We start from the raw sequence: 22,469 nt of genomic DNA, 5'->3' as shown, positions 1-22,469 counted from the left end.
CCCATAACGTATCGGAAATGATGAACTCTTGAGTAGTAGCCATACCCCAAATTAATCCCTATTTGGATAGCCTCTTATTGTGGGGAGCCGCCAGCTCGCTGGGAACAGGATGGGTAAAGGTCTGTTTTTTAGGCGAAAATTCTAAAAATTAGAAATGCCTAGGGTCTCCGGGCAACCCTAGGCCGTCAACTACGTTAGTACTACTAAAGTTAGTAAACTTACTTCGTTATGAAAATTGCAGTTGACAAAGGCCAGGACAAAGGTTTCCTGCCCGACGGCCGCCACGTGGTCACCATCACCCACATTGAGGAAGGCACCAGCGAACACCAGGGCGTGCCATTTTTTGCGGCCCACATGGAAAGCGAGGATGGCTACGTAGACCAGCGCTTCTACAACTCGCCCGCCGGCCACCCCATCATTTTGTCCCTGTACGCGGCCGTGGGCATTAAGCCCCACGACGGCAAAGACCTGGATACCAAAGAGCTGATTGGCAAGCACTTGTCGGTGGAAGTGAGTGACCACCACTACACCGATGCCGCCAGCGGCAACGAGCGTAGCGTGCGCCAGGCCACGGGCTTCCGGGCCGCGTAAGCACCCGAGCTACTGAAAGCCAACTACCCAAAAAGGCGGTGCTACTCAACTGAGTAGCGCCGCCTTTTTTCATTCAGGGCCGGCTAGTAGTTACTTCAGTACACTCAGTTCCCGGCCTACTTTAGTAAAGGCCGCGATGGCTTCGTCGAGCTGCGCGCGCGTGTGGGCGGCGCTCAGTTGCACCCGAATGCGGGCCTTACCCTGCGGCACCACGGGGTAGTAAAAACCAATCACGTAGATGCCTTCTTTCAGCATGTTGGCGGCAAACTCCTGGGCCAGCTTGGCGTCGTAGAGCATAACGGGCACAATGGGGTGCACGCCGGCCGGAATGTCGAAGCCCGCGGCCGTCATCTGCGCGCGGAAATAGGCGGTGTTCTCTTCGAGTTGGTCGCGCAGCTGGGTGCTCTGGGTGAGTAGCTCTAGCACGCGCAGCGAAGCCCCCACAATGGCCGGGGCCAACGTGTTGGAAAACAGGTAGGGGCGCGAGCGCTGGCGCAGCATTTCGATAATTTCCTTGCGGCCGGTGGTGAAGCCGCCCATGGCCCCGCCCAGTGCCTTGCCCAGCGTGCCGGTAATGATGTCGACGCGGCCCATTACGTCGCGATGTTCGTGGGTGCCGCGGCCGGTTTTGCCCAGGAATCCCGTCGAGTGGCACTCGTCAACCATCACCAGGGCATCGTATTTATCAGCCAGGTCGCATATCTTATCGAGCTGCGCAATAGTGCCATCCATCGAAAACGAGCCGTCCGTGACGATGATGCGGTGGCGCGTGCCCTTGGCCTGGGCATCCTGAAGCTGCTTTTCCAGGTCGGCCATGTCGTTGTGCTGATAGCGGTAGCGCTGGGCCTTGCACAGGCGCACCCCGTCGATGATGCTGGCGTGGTTGAGGGCGTCCGAAATAATGGCGTCCTGCTCATTAAACAGTGGCTCAAACACCCCGCCGTTGGCGTCGAAGGCGGCGGCGTACAGAATGGTATCCTCGGTGCCCAGAAACTCGGCTAGCTTGGCTTCCAGCTCCTTATGAATGTCCTGGGTGCCGCAAATGAAGCGCACTGATGATAGGCCGTAGCCGTGGCTGTCGATGGTGGCCTTAGCCGCCGCAATTACCTCGGGGTGCGAACTGAGGCCCAGGTAGTTATTGGCGCAAAAGTTGAGCACATCGCCGGCTTCCTGGGTGTCGATTTCGGCGCCCTGGGGTGAGGTAATCACGCGCTCGCGCTTGTAGAGGCCGTTGTCTTTTATCTCTTGAAGCTGCTGCTGAAGGTCGGCTTGGAGGGTACCGTACATACTGACTGGGAATGAAGAATGGCTCGGAAAAGGGCCGCTTAGAAGGCGAACAAAGTTCGGGCAGTAATTCCTCCTCCTAGCTGCCAGAAAATGGGTAGTTACTCAGGCCAGCAATAGCGGAGCCTTTTTGCTAGTACGCAAGTAGTTGATAAACAATGATTTGCTTATTGCACTGGCTGGCTGGCCGTGGCCTCGCGCACGGCGGCTACGGCATCGGCCAGGAAATTGGGGTTGCGCTCCAGGTGGTTGCCGATTACCACCAGGTCGGCCCCGGCGGCCAGGGCAGCATACACTTTTTCGCCGGTATTGAGGCCGCCGCCCACGATGAGCGGCGTGGCTACGGCGGCGTGCACCGCGCTTATCATGGCCGCCGACACGGGGTGCTGCGCGCCGCTGCCACCGTCGAGGTACATGAGGCGCAGGCCGAGCTGCTCGCCGGCCATAGCCGTGGCGGCCGCAATGCCGGGCTTGTCGTGGGGCAGCGGCGCGGTGCCGCTGATGTAGGAGGCCGTGGTGGGCCGGCCGCTATCAACCAGCATGTAGCCGGTGGGTAGTATCTGGAGGCCGCTTTGGCGCAGGCGCGGCGCGGCCACAATGTGCTGGCCGATAAGGAAATCGGGGTTGCGGCCCGAGATGAGGGAGAGCAGCAAAATGCCGTCGGCGCTGCCATCTACGTGCAGGGCGTGGCTCGGAAACAGCAGTACGGGCACCTGCGGGGCCTCGGCCTTGAGCAACGCAATGAGGGCAGCCTGGTGCTCGGTGAGTACCAGACTGCCCCCAACGAGGAAAAAATCAACGGGGTGCTGCGCAGTTAGTTGCAGCAGCTGACGCAGGCGCGCCGGCTCAAAGTCATCGGGGTCGAGCAGCACAGCCAGAGCTTTACGGCCATGCTGCCGCAGCCCGGCCAGCGTGTCAAGCAAGCGGCTCGCGGGGAGTGAGGGTGTCGTCGTGGTGGGCGGCGGCAGAGGCATCCTGGGCGGCGGAGGTGGCGGGCCAAGTAGCGGGCTGAATGCCCGCGGAGGCCGATGAGCCCGCAAGGTCGGCATTTTTGCCGGTTTCTACTTCGCCCTTGGTCTTAAGCTCCTGCACGGTCTTCGTGACAAAAGCCAGGGCAACGGCAGCGGCTTGGGCCACAATAACGCGGCCGGTTTCGCTCTGAGCAAACGACACCAGCATGGGCAACAGCGCGTTACCCTTGGACTTGGCGGGGACGCTGGTGGTGTGCTCCGCGTCAGTATCTACATCGGCAAAGCTATTGGATTCCGGCAGGCGGCGGCTGTCGTCGTAGGGCAACGACACGTGCGAATCGGTAGTGGCAAACGACGCTTCCGGACCTTCGTTATCACCGTTATCCTCGCCAAAGTGGTAGGTATCAGCAGCTTCGTCGCCGTGCTGCTTGGTTGAGTGCGCCGGGAAGTCCGGGTAATTGCCCAGACCATTGTCGTCGTCTTCGTCCTCCTCTTTGTCGAAACCAGCGGGAGCTTCAAAGTAGAAACCGTCACCAGCCGACCCGCTGTTGTCGGGGTCGTAGGCGTAGTCGGGGGCCTGGAAGTCGTCGGCCAGCTCGCTCCACTCCTGGTCGTTTTCGTCGAAGCCATCGAAGCCCGCATAATCCTCAAACGCGGGGCGGTGCTTCTTGTGCTTATGTTTCTTTTTCTTGGCTTTACCACCGCCGAAAGCCTTCGCTATCAGCCAGATGCCGCCTACTACGCCCGCGCCAATGAGCGCTACCTTGCCGGCCTGCACGGTGGTTTCCTTTATCTCTTCCACATCGCCGCGCAAAGCCCGCTCGTATTCCAGCTTTTTACGCTCCAGAAATTCTTTTTCGTCTTCAAACAACGGGTTAGTAGGCTCGGTCATGGTCGGTACGGGTTGCGAGAATAGCCAGTAAAAAAAGCGCTTTACGCACGCTTGTCTGATTTGTAGATGGTGTTGTTCAGCAGCTTATCGGCCACGCCCTGAAATATTTTCTTGTCGATGCCCACAAAGAAAATGATGGCCAGCACTAAATAAAGCGCCGCCACCAGGCCAAAGCCCGCCGAGGGGCTGTCGAGCACCTGGTTGAGTGCGAAGCCCAGATATATGGAGCCGAAGATGACGAAAAGCAACCCCAGCACGCCCAGCGCCACCCCGTGCACGGTGCTCACGAAGGCACCTTTTACTTTTTCCTGGGTTTCGAGTTTGATAAGGTCGATACGGGTATCGAGGTAGCCGGTGAGGTTGCTGATGAGGCTATCGTTACGCGGCGTTTTGTCGTCGGTCAGGGAGGCCATGCGAGCGGAATTGTTTAGCGAAGAAATGCAGTTAGGTAGTTGGGCCAGCAGCAACAGCTTGGTTGGCTAGGGCGTTCTTTACGCAAAACTTGGGAGCAGGGCTACCTTTTGGGGCGGGCTTTGTTTAAAACTTTTGGGACGTGAGTCAGAATCATTACCAGGTGCTGGGCGTGCCGCCCACTGCGCCCATCGCCGACATCAAGCGCGCCTACCGCCGCCTCGCCACCGAGCTGCACCCCGACAAGCACGGCGGCGACCCCCACTACGAGGAGCGCTTCAAGGTAGTGGCCGTAGCCTACGGCGTGCTTTCCGACGCCGACCGCCGCGCCCAGTACGACTACCAGCAGCAAGCCGCCCGCCGCGCCGACGAAATGCGCCGCGCTCCCACTGAAGCCGGCCGCGGCGGCCCTTCGGTGTATAAGATGCCCGGCGACCCGGCCACCGCGCCGCCGCTGCGCACCCGCCCGCCCGCCGGGGCCCGCGAGCGCCACTACCAGCAGCGGGTACCACGCCAAAAGGTGCGCTTCAACAAGCAGGATTTTTGGCTGGTGGCGGGCCTCACGTTCCTGATTTTCCTGTTCGGCATCTCGGCCAAAATCGTGATGGACCGCGTGCAGGCCGACCTCTACTACACCGACGGCCGCACCGCGTTTGCCCGCGGCCAGTGGGGCGAAGCTAAAAACCAGCTCGACCAGGCGTTGGAGTTTCGCGACAACCACCCGGCGGCCCTGCGCCTGCGCGGCCAGCTCAGCCAGGACATTGCCCACGACCTACCCGCCGCCCGCGCCGACTACCAGGCCGCCCTGCTGTCGGACGATGGCAAACTGCCCCCGCCCGAAACTGCCCGCCTGCTCTACCGCCTGGGCCGCTGCCAGGCCGGCCTGCACCAGCCCGCCGCCGCCGAGCTCAGCTACTGCCGCGCCCTGGCCCTCGACACCACCCTGGCCGTGGCCTACCTGGCCCGCGGCGAAAACCGCCTGCTCGACCTGCACCAAACCCGCCCCGCCCTAGCCGACCTGCGCCGCGGCCACGCCCAGCTGCGGCGCGCCGGCCGCCCCGTGCCCCTGCCCTACCTGCAAGCCGAAGGCGCAGCCCTCACCAACTTAGCCCGCTACGACGACGCCCGCGCCGTGTACCTGCAAGCCCTTGAAAACCAGCCCGAAGACGGTCGCACGCTGTTTTTGCTGGGCCGGCTGGCCCAGCAGGCGGGCGATGTGGCCAGCGGCTGCGAGTTTTTCCGGCGCGGCGCGGCGGCTGGGTACTCGTACGCGGTGCAGGCAGCGGAGGGGTGCCAGTAGAAAAAATGAGGTTTTATCTGGAAGTTTTATCGCAAGAGTATATAATCAGGATTATACCTTTGTGATGTTCACTTACGTTCCATTTCTGCATGAAAAAACTTGCCTTTCTCCTCCTTGCTGCACTGGCCTTGGGAAGCTGTAAAAAGAATAACGATAACTCTCCCGCAACTCCTTCTAAAACTGATTTGCTAACGGCCAAGAACTGGCGTATATCGGCTCAAACGTATAGCGTTGCCATCAACGCTGGTGCGCCCACTGTTTCGAATGAGTATGCTAGCTCAGCAGCCTGCGAGCGCGACAATTTTCTTAAGTTTAATACCAACAAGTCGCTTACCGCTGATGAGGGCGCTACCAAATGCAGCTCATCAGACCCTCAAACGCAAAGTGGCAGCTGGGACTTGACTACCAACGATACGAAGCTGACCCTCGCTGACCCTATGCAGGGCGGGGCAACTATTCCTTTCGATGTAGTAGACCTGTCGGCCACTACTTTGCACATACGATACGCTGCAACTGTCGCGCTTGGTGGCATTTCTACTACTTCTATCAACGACATCACTTTTACCGCTTTCTGATAGGTGCTCTTTCTAGAGGCAAAAAACTAAAGCCGTCAGTTCAAGAAGAACTGGCGGCTTTGTTTTATTCATAAGCAAGCGTCTGCTACACCGGTAGTAAGGCCATTGCCTGCGCAATGAGCTGGGCGTGGTGGCGGCCGTTCTCAATAAACCAGCGGCTGGTGGCCAGGCCGCCGCACACGGTGCCGGCCACGTACACGCCGGGGCGGGCCGTTTCGTGGGTCGTTACATTGAAGATGGGCGGGCGGGCATCGTCGGTTTCATCCAGCGGCAGGGCCAGCATATCCACAAGTAGCGTATAATCAGGGCGGTAGCCGGTGAGGGCGTACACGTAGTCGGCTTTGAGAGAAAGCGGACCATCGGGCGTGGTTACCTCCACCGAGGTGGGCGTAAAGGCGTCGATGGTTGTGTTGAAGTACGCCGTAATGCGGCCTTCCTTGATGCGGTTGAGCAGGTCGGGCCGAATCCAGTATTTCACGGTTTCGGCCACTTCGGGGCCGCGCACTACCAGCGTGACCCGGGCCCCGGCGCGGGTGAGCGACAGCGCCGCCTTGGCCGACGAGTTTTTGGCGCCAATCACTACCACGTCTTGGCCGGCGTGGGCGTAAGGCTCTTTAAAATAATGGTTTACGTGCGGCAGGTCCTCGCCGGCAATGTTCATGCGGTTGGGCACATCGAAGAAGCCGGTGGCTACTACCACGGCGCGGGCCGCGATTTCGCCCTTGCTGGTTTCGACCACAAAGTCGCCGGCCTGGCCGCGCAGGCCGGTCACGCGCTCGTAGAGGTGCAGGTCGAGGCGCTCGGCGGTGGCCACGCGCTGGTAGTAGTCGAGGGCGTCTTCGCGGTGGGGCTTGTAGCTGGCCATTGGGAAGGGGTGGCCGCCAATTTCGAGCAGCTCGGGCGTCGAGAAAAACTCCATCTGGGTAGGGTAGCCCACCAGCGAGTTTACCAGCGCGCCCTTATCCACCACGGCCACAGTGAGGCCCTGGCGCTGAATTTCGAGGGCGCAGGCCAAGCCTACGGGGCCAGCCCCAATCACAACGGCGTCTAGCATTTCAGTTAACATTTAATAGGTATCATTTAACAGCTCACTTGGTAACCCAACGGCCCGCCGCTAGGTTGGGTTCTAGTGCTGAACTTTACGGGTAGAATCAGCCACATCTATCAGCCGGCCATTTCGCCTGGTAAATGTTAAATGATACCTGTTAAATGAACACCTTGCGTCACTGTGACCTGTGCGGAGCTACCAGCTTCGAGCCCCTGCCCTTCTACTATCTCTTTGACGGCCAGCGCCTGCAAGGTACCCGCTGCCTGAGCTGCGACCTGGCTTTCCTGGACCCGCAGCCCACGCCCGCGCAGCTCGAAAAGCTCTACGGCAAGGAGTACTTCACCGACCGCCCCAACTACGACCGCACCGAGAAGGACAAGGCGTTTATCGAAGAAGGTAAAGCACTGGATTTGAGCCAGGTGAAGGAAGATAAATTCACCCGCTACATGCAGCAGCACTACCCCGGCCGCCGCTTCCGGTACCTGGAGGTGGGCTGCGGCCCCGGCTACACGCTCAAAAGCCTGCAAAGCCTGGGCTGGGAAACTCACGGCCTCGAAATAAGCGCCCACGCCGCCGACTACGCCCGCCGCGAGCTGGGCCTGCCCGTGGTCACCGGCAACATCGAAACCACCGAAGACTTCCAGGAAAGCCAGTTCGACCTCGCCTACCTCGGCGACGTGCTGGAGCACCTGCTGTCGCCGGCGGCGGCCATCCGCAAGTTTGGCCACATCCTGGCGCCCGGCGGGCTGCTGGTACTGGCCCTGCCCAGCGTCACCAACCTACCCAGCATGCGCCTGGGCTTCGCCGCTTACAAAGCACTAGGCCGCCAGCGCCGCATGGATATCCCACCCTACCACCTCTACGAGTTTACGCCAAACACCATTCGTAAGATGCTGGCTAAGAATGGGTTCTCAGTAGTCGATTTGCTGAACCCGGTGAAGGCCCCGGCCAATATCCGCCTGGGCGGCAATGTGGTGGAGCAGGCCACCAAGCTTGGCACGCAGTACCCTACCTACTGGCTGAACAAGCTCACCGGCCGCTTCGGCGACCGCATGTTTGTGGTGGCTCGAAACGAGAAGGCGCAGTAGCGCACCCGTCGTGCGTTTAGAGCTTCTGCGTTCTAAACGCGTAATCTATGTCATCGCCAAGTAGGTAGCGGTCAGTCAATTGCTGTTCAGATTCTTCCTCCACGCCCTCGCCAAGCAGCGCCTCTAGCTGGATGAGCTCGAACAGCAGGTACTGGTTGAAATCGGTGAAGACTTTGCCCTTCCGCACCGGGTCGTGGGAGTAGAGGTAGAGTTCGCCCGTGGCTTGGTCGAAGCACAGTGGGTCATTGCCAGGGCTATCGGCAAAATAGACCATGCCGGCCACCTCCTCCGGGGTGAAGTATAAGCTAACGAACTCAAAGCCAGCCGTTGCCAGCGGCTCTACTTCCGCAAGGGGCAGCAGGCCGTACATAAAATCCGAGCTTTGGCTGCCGCCAAAAGCCAAGTAGTAAGCGCGCATAGTGGCGGGTAGCGGGGCACTCAGCCTGGCTTCGCAAGCCGCCAGTTGCGGCGGCGTCACGCCCTCACACGCAATGTCATAACCCTCCAAGTGCTGGCGCAGCTTAGCTTCCCAATCCGGCTCCCCGATGCTAGTGAGCGGAAATTTGAATGAGCTTTCCATTGATAAATAGCTTTTTATGGAGGGCGCTATTTAGAAACGTGTTGAGAATCAAGTAGAACGTCCTGCTGAGCTTGTCGAAGCAGGACGTTCTACTTGATTCTTAACACGTTTTATGTACTTTGCTATACTATTAATTATCAGCTACTTAGCTGCTTGCTTGCGCCAGGTTTTCCAGGCCCCGGTGCTCCACAGCGCCACGCCGATGAGCACGGGCTGGCCGAACAACCGAGCCAGCCGTTTGCCATCGGTATCGAGGTTGAACGCCGACAGGTGCTGCGTGTACTGGTGAATATTGCCCGGAAAAATGGCCACGTAAAACGCCGCCAGCCCCAAGCCCATGCGTACCCGGTTTTTGCCTTTCAGGAAGAGCAGCGCCAGCCCCAGCCCGATTTCGACCACGCCCGAGAGCAGCACCACGGTGTCTTTGCTCATGGGTACAAAGTCGGGTACTTGCGCCTGAAAATCGTGGCGCACGAAGGTGAGGTGGCCGGTGCCGGCCCCTACCATAAAGCTGCCCAGCAGGCAGCGGGCCACGTCCTGTAATGGGGTAGTTTTGGGGGCCGGGAGGTTGGCTAGTTGGCGAAGGGTGGTTTCCATGCCCCTGCATACGGCTAGCTGCTGGCTAAGGTGCGCGGCGGCTTAGCTCACGGCCAGTACCCGCACCGGCTTGCCATTGAACAGCACTTCTTCACCGGGCCGCCGCCCGTGCAGCGCCACCGCCAGCGGCGCGGCCGCCGACACGGCCATAAACTCCTGGCCCTCAGCTGTGGCTAGCCGCCCCGCGCTGATGCTCACGTAGAACAGCCCCAGGCTGGTGCTGGCCAGCGCGCCGGTGCGCACGGTATCGCTGGGCAGGTCGGGGTTTATTTTTTGCAGCGTGGCCAGTAGCTGCTGGGCCTCGTGCAGCTGGGCGGCGTGGCGGTCGCGCTCCTGCTGGGCCATGGCGCGGCCGGTTTCGTACTTGTCGCCGGCGCTGCTCTTAGTTTCGGAATTGGACGACTCCTGGGCGGCGGCCATGCCGGCGCGGGCCGCGTCGAGGCGGGTTTGCACGTAGGCCAGGCAGGCGGTGTGGAGGGTGGGTTTGGGAAGCATACGCCGCAAAGCTAGTTGGCCAGCCACTGCGTGGCCCAGTATTGGCCGGGCCCGAAGAACAGGCGCAGCACCTCATCCATTAGCTTGGGGCCATTGGCGCTGTTGGTGAAAATCAACAAGCTTTCTTGCTTGCCGGGCAGCGTCATAAAAAAGCCTTTGAAGTTGCCGTTGTCGCCCCATTGCCATTGGGCGAGGCCCTGGCTGGTGGTGGCCAGGCCCACGCCGCAGGCCCAGGCAATGTAGGGGTCGGCCGCGGTGGTGGGCTGGCCGCAGCGGTCGGCAGGCGTGGCGGCGATGAGCAGCAGCTTAGCGGTAGCCGGGCGCAAGCCCTGGCCCGTGCGCAGCGCTTGCAGAAAGCGGCTGTAGTCGGCCGCCGTGGCGTAGAGGCTAAACCCCGCATTCGGCTCGGTAAAGTGGTCGATGGGCGAGGGCTTGCCCGCGCCATCGTGGCCGGCGCTGGCTGTGGCAGCAAATGACTCGCGCCACTCGAAGCTGCTGTTTTTCAGTCCTAACGGCTTGAATATCTCCTCCGTAGCCAGCGTTTCCAGCGGCTTGCCGGTAATGTTCTCCAGCGTTTTTTGCAAAAACGTGTAGCCCTCGCCCGAGTAGTTCCAGCAGCTATCAGGGGCGTATTTCACCACTAGGGCCGAAGTTTTCCAGCCGGGGCTTGTTGGGTTTTCAGCCCAATTGGGTAGGCCGGCCGTGTGCGAGAGCACCATGCGCGCCGTAATGCGGGCGGCCCGCGCCTGGCCTTGCAGCCGGGGGTAGGCAGCGTATTGCAGCAGCGGCTTGTCGAGGTCGAGCAGGTGGCGGTCGAGCAGGCGCAGGGCCACGTAGGCCAGCATTTCCTTGCCCAATGAGGCCGCCTCAAACGTGGTGGCCGCCGTAACGGGCTGGCTGGTCCCCGCTTCGCGCACCCCCAGGTTGTAGGCCTCCACGGTCTTGCCCTTGGTGTACACCACTTGCATGCCGGGCACGCCGTGGCGCTGGAGCAGGGCCGTGAGTTCGGCCGCTCGTTGCGCCAAAGCCGTTTGAGTAAGGAGGATGAACAGGAATAATAGAGAAATCCGCATGGGGCGGTAGGGTATTGCTTAGCTAGGCCTGGTAGCTCAGTTTCTGGCCTATGAGGCCATACTGGTGTAAATCATGGCTACATAGGCCAGGCAGGCGGCGTAACGGGTAGGTTTGGGGATAGCAGCACCGATACCTATCGAATATGCTGGCTTAGGAAATCGCGCAATGGTTGTACTTCAGCCGCGTCTAAGTCCCAATACGCTGGGTTATCGAAGAGTTTAGCGCTGCGGCGCTTCTCTAGCTTTCGCTCTTCGGCTGGGGTGAGCGGCAATACTTCCAGGTATGCAAAAATGCGAGACTTGTTGACTGGCAATCGGTAGGGTTGGCCATCGGGGGCCTGTAATCCGCGCACGCAGGCCTCATAGGCGGAAAAGCAGTTTGTGACCTGTCGATTACCCACCGGAATTAGGTCGTTCAACAAATCTTCAAGTTGACCGTCTTGTCCATCGTCCGGCAACAGAAATAACTCAAAGGAGAGTTGGTTATCCGCCTTCATTTGCAGCAGTTTACCTCTGCGATAGGTGTACCCGCCCTGCTGCCCGCCCGGCCGGTCGGCATCGTAAATAACCAGGTTTAAGATATCTTCCTGGAGTGACTGTTTCAACTCAGGAAACAGGTTGCCCCCAACCAGCTTCGTCCAGCCCTCGGTTGGGTTAAGATTAATTTGATTATTCCCAACCGTAACGCCTGTGAATGCTTTGCCCGCTTCCTGCCAGCTTGCGACTTTGCCTAGCTTCACCAGTAAGGCAGCTACCAGTTCCTGGTCCTCGTAGCCTTCCACAAATACGTTGATTTTCATGGCTACCGACGCTTAGTTACGCACTTCAATGTCGTTGTCCATTGCAAACTCAAGCTGCTCATAGTCGTAGCGGAAACTGCGCACGGTATCGTCTTTGGCCCGGATGAGGGTGTAGGCGGCTACATCGTCGCGGTAGTCTTTGTATTCCTCATCGTCAAGAACCCAGGTGAGATGACGTAGGGCTTCAGCACTGTGCGTAGTGGCAAAAACCTGCACATCGTATTCACGGGCGGCTTTTAGAATACCCTTCCATAGAATGCGCAGGGCGGAATAATGAAGGCCGTTGTCAATTTCATCGATTAGAACAACGCCACCTCCAACATTTGCAAAAGCAGAAATAACATCAAGCAAACGTTGCACACCTTCTCCCATCAAATTTAACGGTACTAATGTTTGAAACCCTTCACAATCAAGATAAATTTGATTGTTACCCCCTAGCTGTATTTGTCTAATACGGGAATCAACAGTTTGAATAAGTAGCAACAATGGCCCTTCTCGTTTATTTACTTTTATAGCTTCAATTTTATGGCTTAATGTTTCTTGGTCAATCGTAGTCGTCAAAATTTCGGAAAAAGCGTGACGCGCTGTGAACGGAAAATCAAAATCCCCTGCAACTGCTTTTTCAGCGCCTTCAGAAACCGGAATGGCATAAAACTGTTCGCGTTCTACTCGGCCAGTTTCGAATATAATAGGGACTGAAACGGCAGGAGATTCTATAGCCGACATTAATACTGTTGTCGAATTTCTCAACGAGAAGTTAGATGCCCCTTGCTCTCTCGTTACTGCACGATTTTCTAGTCTAAGGATAATATTTTCTAGCATCAAATGGGGATTCGAATTATTAGTAAATCCTCTATGAGCAACAGATAATTTAATAAGGCGCTTAATATCAAATAGATAGAATAGATATTTAAAATCGGCTCTCTCCCCGTGCAATCCCCGTTCTCGTTCAATGATAGAAAGCCAGTCAACACCCCCTACTCCCAATACAGCAATTAGCGCTTCTAACACTGACGTCTTCCCCGAGTTATTCTTCCCCACCAGCAAATTTACCCGCGCCAGCTTCTCTAGCTTCAAGTGCTTTAGGCTGCGGAAATTCTCGACTTCGAAGGAATCCATTAACATAGCAGAGCCGCTCCTCGGCTAGTCGGGGAGCGGCTCAAATGTCGGGCTAAAACAGTGATTACTGACCTAGTGTGCCTTCAGCCAGTTGTCCCCCACACCCACTTCCACTTCCAGCGGCACACCGCGGGGCAGCAGCAGCGCCTGGGTCATCAGCTCGCGGATTTTGGGGGTCACGTAGTCCACTTCCTCGCGCACGGCATCGAATACGAGTTCATCGTGCACTTGCAGTATCATCTTGGTGCCTAGACGTTCCTTCTCCAACCAGGCGTGGATGTTTATCATGGCCAGCTTGATGATGTCGGCGGCCGTGCCCTGGATGGGGGCGTTGATGGCGTTGCGCTCGGTGTAGCCGCGCAGCGTGGCGTTGCGCGAGTTGATGTCGCGCAGGTAGCGGCGGCGCTTGAGCAGGGTTTCGGCGTATTCGAGCTCGCGGGCGCGGTTGATGCTGTCGTCCATGAACTGCTTCACGCTCGGGAACTCCTGGAAATAGGTGTCGATAATGTCCGTGGCCTCCTTGCGGCTGATGCCGATGCGCTGGGCCAGGCCAAACGCCGAGATGCCGTAGATGATGCCGAAGTTCACGGTCTTGGCCTTGCGGCGCATTTCGGCATCTACCTCACTAAGAGGCACATGAAAAACCTTGCTGGCTGTGCTGGCGTGCACGTCCTGCCCCAGCCGGAAGGCCTCAATCATAGTGGCGTCACCCGAGAAGTCGGCCATGATGCGCAGTTCCACCTGCGAGTAGTCGGCGGCCAGCAGCACGTGGCCGGCATCGCGCGGCACGAAGGCCTTGCGGATTTCGCGGCCCTTCTCAGTGCGGATGGGGATGTTCTGGAGGTTGGGGTTGGTGCTGCTGAGGCGGCCAGTGGCCGTCACGGCCTGGTTGAAGCTGGTGTGCACCCGGCCATCAACCGGGCTCACGAGCTGCGGCAGGGCCTCCACGTAGGTGCTGCGCAGCTTGCTGAGCTGGCGGTATTCCAGGATGAGGCCGGCGATGGGGTTGTCGGCCGCCAGCTGGCTCAGAATTTCCTCGCCGGTAGCGTACTGGCCAGTCTTAGTTTTCTTGATTTTGCCTTTCCCAATGTCCATTTTATCAAACAGCACCTCGCCGAGCTGCTTGGGCGAGCCGATGTTGAATTCCTGGCCGGCTTCGCGGAAAATCTGCGTTTCCAGCTCCTGCACGTAGCCTTGCAGTTCGGCCGAGTACTCACCCATGGCTACCGAGTCGATGCGCACGCCCGCAAACTCCACGTCGGCCAGCACCGGCACCAGCGGGTTTTCGACGTCGTTGAGCAGGCCCAGCAGGCCCAGTTCCTTGAGCATGGGCTCGAACACGTGGCGCAGCTGCAGGGTCACGTCGGCGTCTTCGCAGGCGTAGTCGCTCACGGCGGCCGGGGCGAGGTCGGCCATCGTTTTCTGGTTCTTGCCCTTGGCCCCGATGAGGTCGGTGATGGGCACCGGCGAGTAGTGCAGGTAGGTTTCGGCCAGCACGTCCATGTTGTGGCGCATGTCGGGCTCGATGAGGTAGTGCGCCAGCATCGTGTCGAAAAACGGTCCGTTCACCCGCACGCGGTAGTTCTTGAGAATCAGCAAGTCATACTTGATGTTTTGCCCGATTTTCAGAATGTCGCTCTCGAAAAACGGGCAGAACTCCTCCACCAGCGCCTGCGCCGCGTCGGTGTCGTCCTGCGGTACGGGCACGTAATAAGCCTCGCCTGGTAGCCAGCTAAACGACAGGCCCACCAGCCGCGCCGTCTGGGTATTTAGGCCCGTAGTTTCGGTGTCGAAGCTTACTTCCTCCTGCTGTAATATAAAGTCTAGCAAGGACTTACGCAGCTCCGGCGTATCGACCAGATGATATTGGTGGGGCACGTCGGCCAGCTTCTTCTTGGGGCCGGTGTAGTACTCGCCGGCCTCGCCTTCCTCAAACTCGCCGTTTTCGGCGGCGTTAATAATCGCCGCGCTGCCTTCGCCAAACAGCGAGCCCTGCGCGCTCGGCGCGGCCACCTTGGGCCGGCGCGCCCCACGCCCCACGGGAGCGGCCGGGCTACGGTCGGCGCTAGGCGCGGCCGCGCCGCCGCTGCCCAGTACCCGCGCCGCCAACTGCCGAAACTCCAACTCATCGAACAACTGCCGCAGCTGGGCCTCGTCGGGCGCGTCCAGAGTCAGGGCCTCGGGCTCGAAGTCGATGGGCACGTTCACGTGGATGGTGGCCAGCTCCTTGCTCAGCAGGCCCTGCTCGGCAAAGTTGCGCACGTTTTCCTGCTGCTTGCCCTTGAGTTGGTCCACGTTGGCAATCAGGTTTTCGACCGAACCGTACTTCTGAATCAGGGTCTTGGCCGTTTTCTCGCCAATGCCGGGGATGCCGGGAATATTGTCGCTGGCATCGCCCTGAAGGCCCAGAATATCAATTACTTGCTCCACCCGCTCAATCTCGAAGCGCTCGAGCACGTGGGCCACATCAAGCACCTCGGCCGCGTTGCCCATGAAGGCGGGCTTGTAGATTTTGATGCGCTCGGTCACCAGCTGGCAATAGTCCTTGTCGGGCGTCATCATAAACACGTCGAAGCCGTGGGCCTCGGCCCGCTGCGCCAGGGTGCCAATCACGTCGTCGGCCTCAAAACCCTCCATTAGCAAGATGGGGATGTGGAAAGCCTTGATAATCTGCTTGATATAGGGTAGGGCCGTGCCAATATCCTCGGGCATGGCCTGGCGCTGCGCCTTGTAGGCCGGAAACTGCTCGTGCCGAAACGTCTTGCCCGCATCGAAGCACACGCCAATGTGGGTGGGTTTTTCCTTGAGCAGCACCTCCACCAGCGTGTTGGTAAAGCCCAGAATGGCCCCCGTATTCAGCCCCTTGGAGCTGATGCGCGGGTTTTTGGAAAAGGCAAAGTGCGAGCGGTAGATAAGGGCAAAGGCGTCGAGCAGGAACAGCTTTTTGGCGGGCGCGGGCGTAGGGTCAGACATAGAGGACAAAGTACGGGCCAGCAGGGAAAAATGCTGGCTAGCCTACGTTTTTTTGCTAAGGGCAGTGGCCCGGATGGCCGCCGCTAGCCCCGGCTGTTCGCCCTAGCATAGAAGGCTCGCGCCCTTATGTTTGTGCAGCTAAATTCCCCGATTTGTATACTTTCTACTTTTCCGATGCTCCGCAACAATCATCAACGGGCCAAGCAGGTAGCTACCGTTTACTTGCTTTCAGTGGTCGCGTCCATTGGCCTGTGCCTGGTCGATGGCTTTGGCCTCACGCGGGCTGACTGGCCGGTCAATGGCCAAGGCGTCACTACGTATCTTACCCTCAATACCTTCTACGTTCGGCTGTTCTTGCTACTGGTCAAGTTTGGGCTGATTGTCGGTGGCTACGTAGTTCTTATTTGCTGGCTGCGGCGCGCTTACTACAACCTGCATCAGCTGCCCGACGTCTACCCCGAGTATTCCGACGGCTGGGCGGCAGGTGCCTGGTTTGTGCCTTTCATCAATCTGGTACGGCCTTTCACTATCATGCGCGAGGTATGGCAGTTTACCCAGCGCGCGGCCTTTAGCCAGGTAGCGGTGCCCACTACGCTACTCGGCTGGTGGTGGGGCGTCCACTTGGTCAACAGCACGCTGTCAACGGCAATCGCGCGGTCGAATGCCGACGCTACCTCGCCCGAAGTGGCCCTCAAATCCGAGATTATCAGCCAGCTATTCAGTATCGCGGCCGCCGTGCTCACGTGGCGCGTTGTGCAGCGAGCGGCCACCTTCGAAGATGCGCTCATCTACCGGCTTAAGCTGGAAACTCTGGGCCAGCTCCAAGAGCTGCCGGCGCTGGCCGCCGACCAGTCGGACTACGGCCAGGAAGACGGCTACTAACGCAAAAAGGCCGCCTGCGCATTGCAGGCGGCCTTTTTTGCGGCGGTGCTGTTGCCTAGAAGTTAGGTGACAGCGAGTACTTGTGGTAGAAATCGTCAATGATTTTGACGGCCTCGCTGGCGTCGTCCACGATGTGCACTAGGTCCATGTCCTCGGCCGAAATATTGCGCTCCTCGCCCAGCATCACGTCCTCAATCCACTTAAACAGGCCGCCCCAGTAGGCCGAGCCCACCAACACGATAGGGAAACGGCCGATTTTCTTAGTTTGAATCAGCGTGAGCGCTTCAAACAGCTCGTCGATGGTGCCGAAGCCGCCGGGCATGCCCACGAAGGCCTGCGCGTACTTCACAAACATCACCTTGCGCACAAAAAAGTAATCGAAGTCGATGCACTTATCCTGGTCGATGTAGATGTTGTGGGTCTGCTCGAAGGGCAGCTCAATGTTGAGGCCCACCGACTTGCCGCCCTCGGCGCGGGCGCCTTTGTTGCCGGCTTCCATAATGCCGGGGCCGCCGCCCGTAATCACGCCGTAGCCGTGGCGCACCAGCTTGGAGGCGATTTCCTCGGCCAGCTTATAGTATTGGTTATCAGGCTTGGTGCGGGCCGAGCCGAAGATGCTCACGCAGGGGCCGATTTTGGACATCTTCTCGAAGCCCTCCACAAACTCGGCCATCACCTTGAAAATCTGCCAGCTATCGGCGATTTTAATCTCGTTCCAGTCCTTGTCCACAAACGCTTTGCGGATGCGCTGCTCGTCGGGGTCGTGGCCGGTTTTGGCCAAGCCCCCGGTTTGCTGGCGCAGCTCCGTGATGCTGGTCAGCTTGTTATCGTTTACGTTGGGCTGCACGATGGTCTTGCCGGAGCCCGCATTTAGGTTGTCGTCGGAGGACTTGGTACGACTGGTTTTCTTAAGTTTTGACATACTGCCAGGGTGGGGAAAAACGAAACCGCCCCGGCTCGGAAAGCGGGGCGGCCAAAAGTAGGGGCGCGAAGATAGTGTGTAGCGTAAGCTTTAGCTTGCGAGTGAGCGCCAGCGAGTAATCACGTTGGCAGGCGCTCGCTTACGCTACTGCTCGCTGCGCTCACTCGCAAGCTGAAGCTTATGCTACTTCGCTCTTATCGCAATAACGGGGTCGAGGTTGGCGGCCATCACGGCCGGGATGATACCGGCCAAAATGCCGATGCCCACCGACACTAGCAACCCCAGCGAGATATTGCCGAAGCTCAGGGTGAGGGCCAGCGCATCCTGCGGCACCAGCGTGATTAGCCAGACAAGAAAAATGCCCGAAGCCCCACCCAGCAGACACAAAAACACGGCTTCGAATAGAAACTGGAACAGAATAAAGTAGTTCTTGGCCCCCAGTGATTTCTGAATGCCGATGATGTTGGTGCGCTCGCGCACCGACACAAACATGATGTTGGCGATGCCGAAGCCGCCCACCACCATGGCAAACGAGCCGATGATGGCCCCCGCTATCCCAATGACGCTGAAGAGCTTACCAATCATGTCGGCCAGCATTTCGGGGCGGTTGAGGGCGAAGTTGTCTTCCTCACGGGGCTTGAGGCCGCGGATGATGCGCATGTCGCCCTGCATCTCGGCCTCCAGGTTGAGCAGGCCGGGGTCGTCATCGCGGCCCTTCACGGCCAGCGAGGGCGAGGGGCCACTCATGCCAGTGCTGCTCATGGCGAAGATGCTGGCAAACGAGCCGAACGGAATGAGGCAGTTGGAGTCGTTGCTGGGCGTGTCGAGCAGCTTTTTGCCCTCCTTCTTCATCACCCCAATCACCGTGAAGTAACGGCCCTGGGTCTTAAACTGCCGGCCCACGGGCTCGCCCTGCGGGTAGAGGTTTTCGGCGATGGTGGCCCCGATGATGGCCACCGGCCGGCCGCCATCCATTTCCTGCTGCGTGAAGTAGCGGCCCACCTCAATGGGCACGCTCGACACGTTGCGGTACTCGTAGCTCACGCCCTGCAAGGCACAGTCGCTCACCGAGTTGATACCATCCTTGAGGGTGTTGCCGCCCTTGGCCACAAAAATGGCCACGCCTTTTTGGCTGGTGGCGGGCAGCATGCGTTGCAGCTGCCGAAACTCGCGCACCGTGGGCACGGGGCGGTTGAAATACTTCCACCAGGGCCGGTCGGGGTCAAACACCCAGGGCCACTTGCCCACGTACACCACCTTGTCGCCCAGGAAATTCATGCTGCTGCGCACGTTCGACTCCAGCGAATCGACCACCATAAACACGGCGATAATGGAGAAAATACCCACCGTGACGCCCAGCAGCGACAAGATGGTGCGCAGCAAATTGGCCCGCAGCGCCTGCCAGGCAAAGGCGAAGCTTTCGAGTACGAGGCGAAGGGTTAGGAACATGGTGAGGCAGAATGAGAAGCCAAATAACGGCAGGCCGCCCGCCCCGCCGGCCAACAGCCAACGGCTACCAGGTTATTTTTCTGGAGCAACTAGCGCCAAGTGCCCAGCGTACCAACAATATAAAAACAAAAGCGTACCTTTGCCCCCCGAATTTTCGGTAACTTCCCCCTAGTACTGCCCATCATGGCGATGAAACTGCATGAGTTCAAGTTCGAACTCCCCGAAGAGCTGATTGCCAGTCACCCTGCCCGCCACCGCGACGAATCGCGCCTGATGGTGGTACACCGCGCCACCGGCCAAATTGAGCACAAGATGTTCAAAGACTTGCTCGACTATTTCGTGGAGGGTGACGTCTTCGTTTTCAACGATACCAAAGTGTTTCCGGCCCGCATGTACGGGCAAAAAGAGCGCACCGGCGCTCAAATTGAAGTATTCCTGCTCCGCGAGCTCAATAAAGAAGGCCGCCTGTGGGACGTGCTCGTGGACCCGGCCCGCAAAATTCGGGTGGGCAACAAGCTGTACTTCGGCGAGTCCGACATCGTAGCCGAGGTGATTGACAACACCACGTCGCGCGGCCGCACCATTAAGTTCCTGTTTGACGGCACCGACGAGGAGTTCCGCAAGGCGCTGCACGAGCTGGGCGAAACGCCCGTGCCCAAAGAAGTGCTGAAGCGCGAAACCGAGCCCGCCGACAAGGAGCGCTACCAAACGATTTTTGCCGAAAACATTGGTGCCGTGGCTGCCCCCAGCGCCGGCCTGCACTTCTCCCGCGAGGTGATGAAGCGCATGGAAATCAAGGGCATAGAGAAAGCCTACGTGACGCTGCACGTGGGCCTGGGCACCTACCGCAACGTAGACGTGGAGGACCTTACCAAGCACAAGATGGACTCGGAGCAGTTCTTCGTGAACGCCGACGCGGTGAAGGTGGTCAACAAGGCCATGGACACCAAGAAGCAGATTTGCGCCATCGGCAGCACCACCATCCGCGCCCTCGACGCCTCGGTGTCGGCCAACAGCCGCATTAAGGTGACCTCGGGCTGGAACGACAAGTTCATCTACCCGCCCTACGAATTCAAAATTGCCGATTCGCTGCTCACCAACTTCCACTTGCCCGAAAGCACGCTGGTGATGATGGCCTCGGCCTTCGCCGGCTACAAGCTGATGATGGAAGCCTACCAGGAAGCCATCAAGGAGAAGTACCGCTTCTTCGCCTACGGCGACGCGATGCTGATTCTGTAAGTAGCTGATAGTTAGATAGAATAAACAAAACGTCTGTCATTGCGAGCGTAACGAAGTGGAGCGCGGCAATTACACTAGAACGACTCGGCTGGTTTGCGCTGGTATCGTTCCGGTGCGATTGCCGCGCTCCACTTCGTTACGCTCGCAATGACAGACGTTTTTACTAATTCAATCGACTTAAAATCAATTCGCTACGCCATTATTGTGGCGGGCGGCAGCGGGCTGCGCATGGGGGCCGACCGGCCCAAGCAGTTTCTGCTGTTGCGTGGCGAGCCAGTGCTGCTGCACACGTTGCGGCGCTTTGCCGAGCCCGCGCTGGGCGTGACCCAGCTGGTGGTAGTGCTGCCGGCTGACCAGTTGGGCTATTGGCAGCAACTTATTGAGCAGTACGCGATTACTATTTCGCACCAGCTGGTGGCGGGCGGGGCCACACGCTGGGCCTCGGTGAAGGCCGGCCTGGCCGCGCTGCCCGCCGAGGCCCCCGCTGGGGCGCTGGTGGCCGTGCACGACGGCGTGCGCCCGCTCGTTACGCCGGCCGTGATTGAGGCGGCCTACCAGGGGGCGGCGCAACACGGCGCGGTGGCCGTGGCGGTGCCGCCCAAAGACTCGGTGCGGCTGCTGGGCGCGGCCAGCTCGTCGCCGCTCGACCGCCGTCGCCTGCGCCTCATGCAAACGCCCCAAACCTTCGACCTGGCGTTGCTGCGCCGCGCCTACCGCCTGCCCGAGCTACCCACCTTCACCGACGATGCCAGCGTGGTCGACGACCTGCACCCCGTGCAGCTAGTGGAGGGCGACTACCGCAACCTCAAAATCACCACGCCCGAGGACTTGCTGCTGGCCGAAGCAATTTTGTCCGAACCGCGGATTTAGCGGATTCATCGGATTAGTCGGATTTTGGTGGCAAGCCTGGCGAGCCCCAGCGGGGCGGTATGTCAATAGCAACTAACCCACGCAAAACCAAAGCTCCGGAGGAGCGACACCAGACGTCTACCAACGTCTGGTGTCGCTCCTCCGGAGCTTTGGTTTCTAGCTATTCTCGATAACTATTAACATGCCGCCCCGCTGGGGCTCGCCACCGAAATCCGACTAATCCGATGAATCCGCTAAATCCGCGGTTCGGACATTACTTGAGGTAGATGGTGCGGGTGCGGCCGTTGATGGTGACGGAGGCGATGTTATCGCAGGCCGAGGTGCCGGTGGGGTCGTAATCGAGCAGCATAGCCTTCTCCTTGGAGTTGGTGATTTGGATGGTGCCGGCCACGAAATGCCGGGCGCAGCCCAGGGTGAATTTCTTGATGAGCGGGCTCTGGATGGTGGCGTCGTAGCTGATGTTGCGGCGGTTGGTACCCGTGATGGAGCCCGTGATGCTGTAGGCATCGTCGAGGATGGTACGGGTGCCGAAGCCGGCCGTGCGGGCGTAGCGGCGCGTGGAAGTCCAGGCTGTGGTGCCGCCGTTGTTGGCGAAGATGATGCTGGCGTTTTGCACGCTCAAGTCAAACGAGCCGCCGCCCAGGTTGGTGATGACGCGGGTGCCCAGGTGCTGGTTGTCGTTGACGAAGTAGTTGGTGCGGTTGATGGTGACCACTGCGCCGGCCAGGCGGTAGGGCCCGCTAAACACGGCCGTGATGACGCCACGGCGGTAGCGGCCATCGGGGCACAGGCAGTTGGTGGGGCCGAAGTCGAGGGTGAGCGTGCGGCTGGCGGCGTCGTAGCTGCGCTTGGCGCAGCCCGAGAGCAGGCCTTGCAGCTCGGTAGCGTCGGCTACGGTGGCGCTGGCCGAGGCGGTGGCATCCTGGGGGGCGGCGGCCTCCACGAGGTCAGCGGTGGCGGCGTTTTCCTCGTCGCCGAGGCCGGCATCCTGGGCCGAGGTTACGTCGTCGGCCACCACGTCGGCGCGCTGGCAGGCGGTGGTGAAGAGCAGGCCGCTGGCCAGGGCGGCCAAAGCGAGGGTGCGGAGAGGAGTAGCGTGGCGCATACGGGGCGGTAAAAGGTGGGAGGCGAAGGGGTTATACCACTCAGAGCGGTGGCTCAGCCCAGGGTTTAATGCACGCTGAAAATAAAATTGGGCGGGTACCTCAACAGCCACCGTTCTGCCTTAGTTGGTAGTCAAGGTCTTATAAAAAGAGGGTAACTAGTTAGCTAAAATGTTCGTAATCAGCTAAATTACCTCTCATTCCTTT

At 59.3% G+C, this 22,469-nt stretch carries 22 protein-coding genes; 7 read left to right on the top strand and 15 right to left on the bottom strand.

Annotated features, from left to right (window positions below; all coding sequences use genetic code 11):
• Window positions 1-228: 228 nt before the first annotated feature.
• Window positions 229-591, top strand: coding sequence for a hypothetical protein (locus ACYVGC_RS22835; RefSeq protein ID WP_460586152.1), 363 nt, complete (start codon window positions 229-231; stop codon window positions 589-591).
• 90 nt (window positions 592-681) lie between these two features.
• Here the strand turns inward: ACYVGC_RS22835 and kbl are convergent, their stop codons facing one another.
• The 4 genes from kbl to ACYVGC_RS22815 form a co-directional block, all read right to left on the bottom strand.
• A complete protein-coding gene (kbl, locus tag ACYVGC_RS22830; protein WP_460586151.1) occupies window positions 682-1,878 on the bottom strand; it encodes a PLP-dependent aspartate aminotransferase family protein in 1,197 nt (398 codons plus the stop codon).
• Between the two features lie 164 nt (window positions 1,879-2,042).
• Window positions 2,043-2,798: a geranylgeranylglyceryl/heptaprenylglyceryl phosphate synthase gene (locus tag ACYVGC_RS22825; protein WP_460586150.1), complete on the bottom strand. Its 756-nt coding sequence runs from the start codon at window positions 2,796-2,798 to the stop codon at window positions 2,043-2,045.
• Window positions 2,791-3,738: a hypothetical protein gene (locus tag ACYVGC_RS22820; protein WP_460586149.1), complete on the bottom strand. Its 948-nt coding sequence runs from the start codon at window positions 3,736-3,738 to the stop codon at window positions 2,791-2,793. The genes ACYVGC_RS22825 and ACYVGC_RS22820 overlap by 8 nt, the downstream gene beginning before the upstream one ends.
• 41 nt (window positions 3,739-3,779) lie before the next feature.
• Window positions 3,780-4,151 (bottom strand): phage holin family protein, encoded by a 372-nt coding sequence (locus ACYVGC_RS22815; RefSeq protein WP_460586148.1) that lies wholly within the window; start codon window positions 4,149-4,151, stop codon window positions 3,780-3,782.
• Between the two features lie 140 nt (window positions 4,152-4,291).
• Here ACYVGC_RS22815 and ACYVGC_RS22810 point away from each other — a divergent pair, with 140 nt between their 5' ends.
• Together ACYVGC_RS22810 and ACYVGC_RS22805 are read left to right on the top strand one after the other, a co-directional pair.
• Complete coding sequence (locus tag ACYVGC_RS22810; RefSeq protein ID WP_460586147.1) at window positions 4,292-5,449, top strand: J domain-containing protein; 1,158 nt, start codon at window positions 4,292-4,294, stop codon at window positions 5,447-5,449.
• A gap of 89 nt (window positions 5,450-5,538) precedes the next feature.
• Window positions 5,539-6,024 carry a hypothetical protein gene (locus ACYVGC_RS22805; protein WP_460586146.1) on the top strand — a complete coding sequence of 162 codons (486 nt, stop codon included), beginning with the start codon at window positions 5,539-5,541 and terminating at the stop codon, window positions 6,022-6,024.
• Between the two features lie 85 nt (window positions 6,025-6,109).
• On the opposite strand, the gene ACYVGC_RS22800 is transcribed toward ACYVGC_RS22805, so the two are convergent.
• On the bottom strand, window positions 6,110-7,078 hold the full coding sequence (locus ACYVGC_RS22800) for a YpdA family putative bacillithiol disulfide reductase (protein WP_460586145.1): 969 nt from the start codon (window positions 7,076-7,078) through the stop codon (window positions 6,110-6,112).
• Window positions 7,079-7,233: 155 nt separating this feature from the next.
• Here ACYVGC_RS22800 and ACYVGC_RS22795 point away from each other — a divergent pair, with 155 nt between their 5' ends.
• A complete protein-coding gene (locus ACYVGC_RS22795) occupies window positions 7,234-8,160 on the top strand; it encodes a class I SAM-dependent methyltransferase (RefSeq protein ID WP_460586144.1) in 927 nt (308 codons plus the stop codon).
• 16 nt (window positions 8,161-8,176) lie between these two features.
• Here the strand turns inward: ACYVGC_RS22795 and ACYVGC_RS22790 are convergent, their stop codons facing one another.
• From ACYVGC_RS22790 to polA, 7 genes are all read right to left on the bottom strand, one after another.
• Window positions 8,177-8,740 (bottom strand): SMI1/KNR4 family protein, encoded by a 564-nt coding sequence (locus ACYVGC_RS22790; protein ID WP_460586143.1) that lies wholly within the window; start codon window positions 8,738-8,740, stop codon window positions 8,177-8,179.
• A 141-nt stretch (window positions 8,741-8,881) separates the two neighbouring features.
• Window positions 8,882-9,337 (bottom strand): DoxX family protein, encoded by a 456-nt coding sequence (locus tag ACYVGC_RS22785; RefSeq protein WP_460586142.1) that lies wholly within the window; start codon window positions 9,335-9,337, stop codon window positions 8,882-8,884.
• Window positions 9,338-9,379: 42 nt separating this feature from the next.
• Window positions 9,380-9,832 (bottom strand): 3-oxoacyl-ACP synthase, encoded by a 453-nt coding sequence (locus ACYVGC_RS22780; RefSeq protein ID WP_460586141.1) that lies wholly within the window; start codon window positions 9,830-9,832, stop codon window positions 9,380-9,382.
• An 11-nt stretch (window positions 9,833-9,843) separates the two neighbouring features.
• Window positions 9,844-10,905 carry a serine hydrolase domain-containing protein gene (locus tag ACYVGC_RS22775; RefSeq protein ID WP_460586140.1) on the bottom strand — a complete coding sequence of 354 codons (1,062 nt, stop codon included), beginning with the start codon at window positions 10,903-10,905 and terminating at the stop codon, window positions 9,844-9,846.
• Window positions 10,906-11,039: 134 nt separating this feature from the next.
• Window positions 11,040-11,705, bottom strand: coding sequence for a DUF3226 domain-containing protein (locus tag ACYVGC_RS22770; protein WP_460586139.1), 666 nt, complete (start codon window positions 11,703-11,705; stop codon window positions 11,040-11,042).
• 12 nt (window positions 11,706-11,717) lie between these two features.
• On the bottom strand, window positions 11,718-12,824 hold the full coding sequence (locus ACYVGC_RS22765; RefSeq protein WP_460586138.1) for an AAA family ATPase: 1,107 nt from the start codon (window positions 12,822-12,824) through the stop codon (window positions 11,718-11,720).
• Between the two features lie 72 nt (window positions 12,825-12,896).
• A complete protein-coding gene (gene polA, locus ACYVGC_RS22760) occupies window positions 12,897-15,797 on the bottom strand; it encodes a DNA polymerase I (protein WP_460586137.1) in 2,901 nt (966 codons plus the stop codon).
• A 174-nt stretch (window positions 15,798-15,971) separates the two neighbouring features.
• Between polA and ACYVGC_RS22755 the strand changes: the two genes are divergently transcribed.
• A complete protein-coding gene (locus ACYVGC_RS22755) occupies window positions 15,972-16,679 on the top strand; it encodes a DUF4328 domain-containing protein (RefSeq protein ID WP_460586136.1) in 708 nt (235 codons plus the stop codon).
• A 55-nt stretch (window positions 16,680-16,734) separates the two neighbouring features.
• Here the strand turns inward: ACYVGC_RS22755 and ACYVGC_RS22750 are convergent, their stop codons facing one another.
• Window positions 16,735-17,601, bottom strand: coding sequence for an LOG family protein (locus ACYVGC_RS22750; RefSeq protein ID WP_460586135.1), 867 nt, complete (start codon window positions 17,599-17,601; stop codon window positions 16,735-16,737).
• A gap of 183 nt (window positions 17,602-17,784) precedes the next feature.
• Window positions 17,785-19,050, bottom strand: a complete 1,266-nt coding sequence (locus ACYVGC_RS22745) for an ABC transporter permease (RefSeq protein ID WP_460586134.1) — start codon at window positions 19,048-19,050, stop codon at window positions 17,785-17,787.
• 189 nt (window positions 19,051-19,239) lie between these two features.
• Here ACYVGC_RS22745 and queA point away from each other — a divergent pair, with 189 nt between their 5' ends.
• Window positions 19,240-20,289 carry a tRNA preQ1(34) S-adenosylmethionine ribosyltransferase-isomerase QueA gene (queA, locus tag ACYVGC_RS22740; RefSeq protein ID WP_460586154.1) on the top strand — a complete coding sequence of 350 codons (1,050 nt, stop codon included), beginning with the start codon at window positions 19,240-19,242 and terminating at the stop codon, window positions 20,287-20,289.
• A 147-nt stretch (window positions 20,290-20,436) separates the two neighbouring features.
• Window positions 20,437-21,159: an IspD/TarI family cytidylyltransferase gene (locus tag ACYVGC_RS22735; protein ID WP_460586133.1), complete on the top strand. Its 723-nt coding sequence runs from the start codon at window positions 20,437-20,439 to the stop codon at window positions 21,157-21,159.
• Window positions 21,160-21,412: 253 nt separating this feature from the next.
• Here the strand turns inward: ACYVGC_RS22735 and ACYVGC_RS22730 are convergent, their stop codons facing one another.
• Window positions 21,413-22,264 carry a hypothetical protein gene (locus tag ACYVGC_RS22730; protein ID WP_460586132.1) on the bottom strand — a complete coding sequence of 284 codons (852 nt, stop codon included), beginning with the start codon at window positions 22,262-22,264 and terminating at the stop codon, window positions 21,413-21,415.
• Window positions 22,265-22,469: the final 205 nt, after the last annotated feature.

This window comes from Hymenobacter arcticus (genome assembly GCF_054779975.1).
This window is presented reverse-complemented; position numbering and strand designations above follow the sequence as displayed.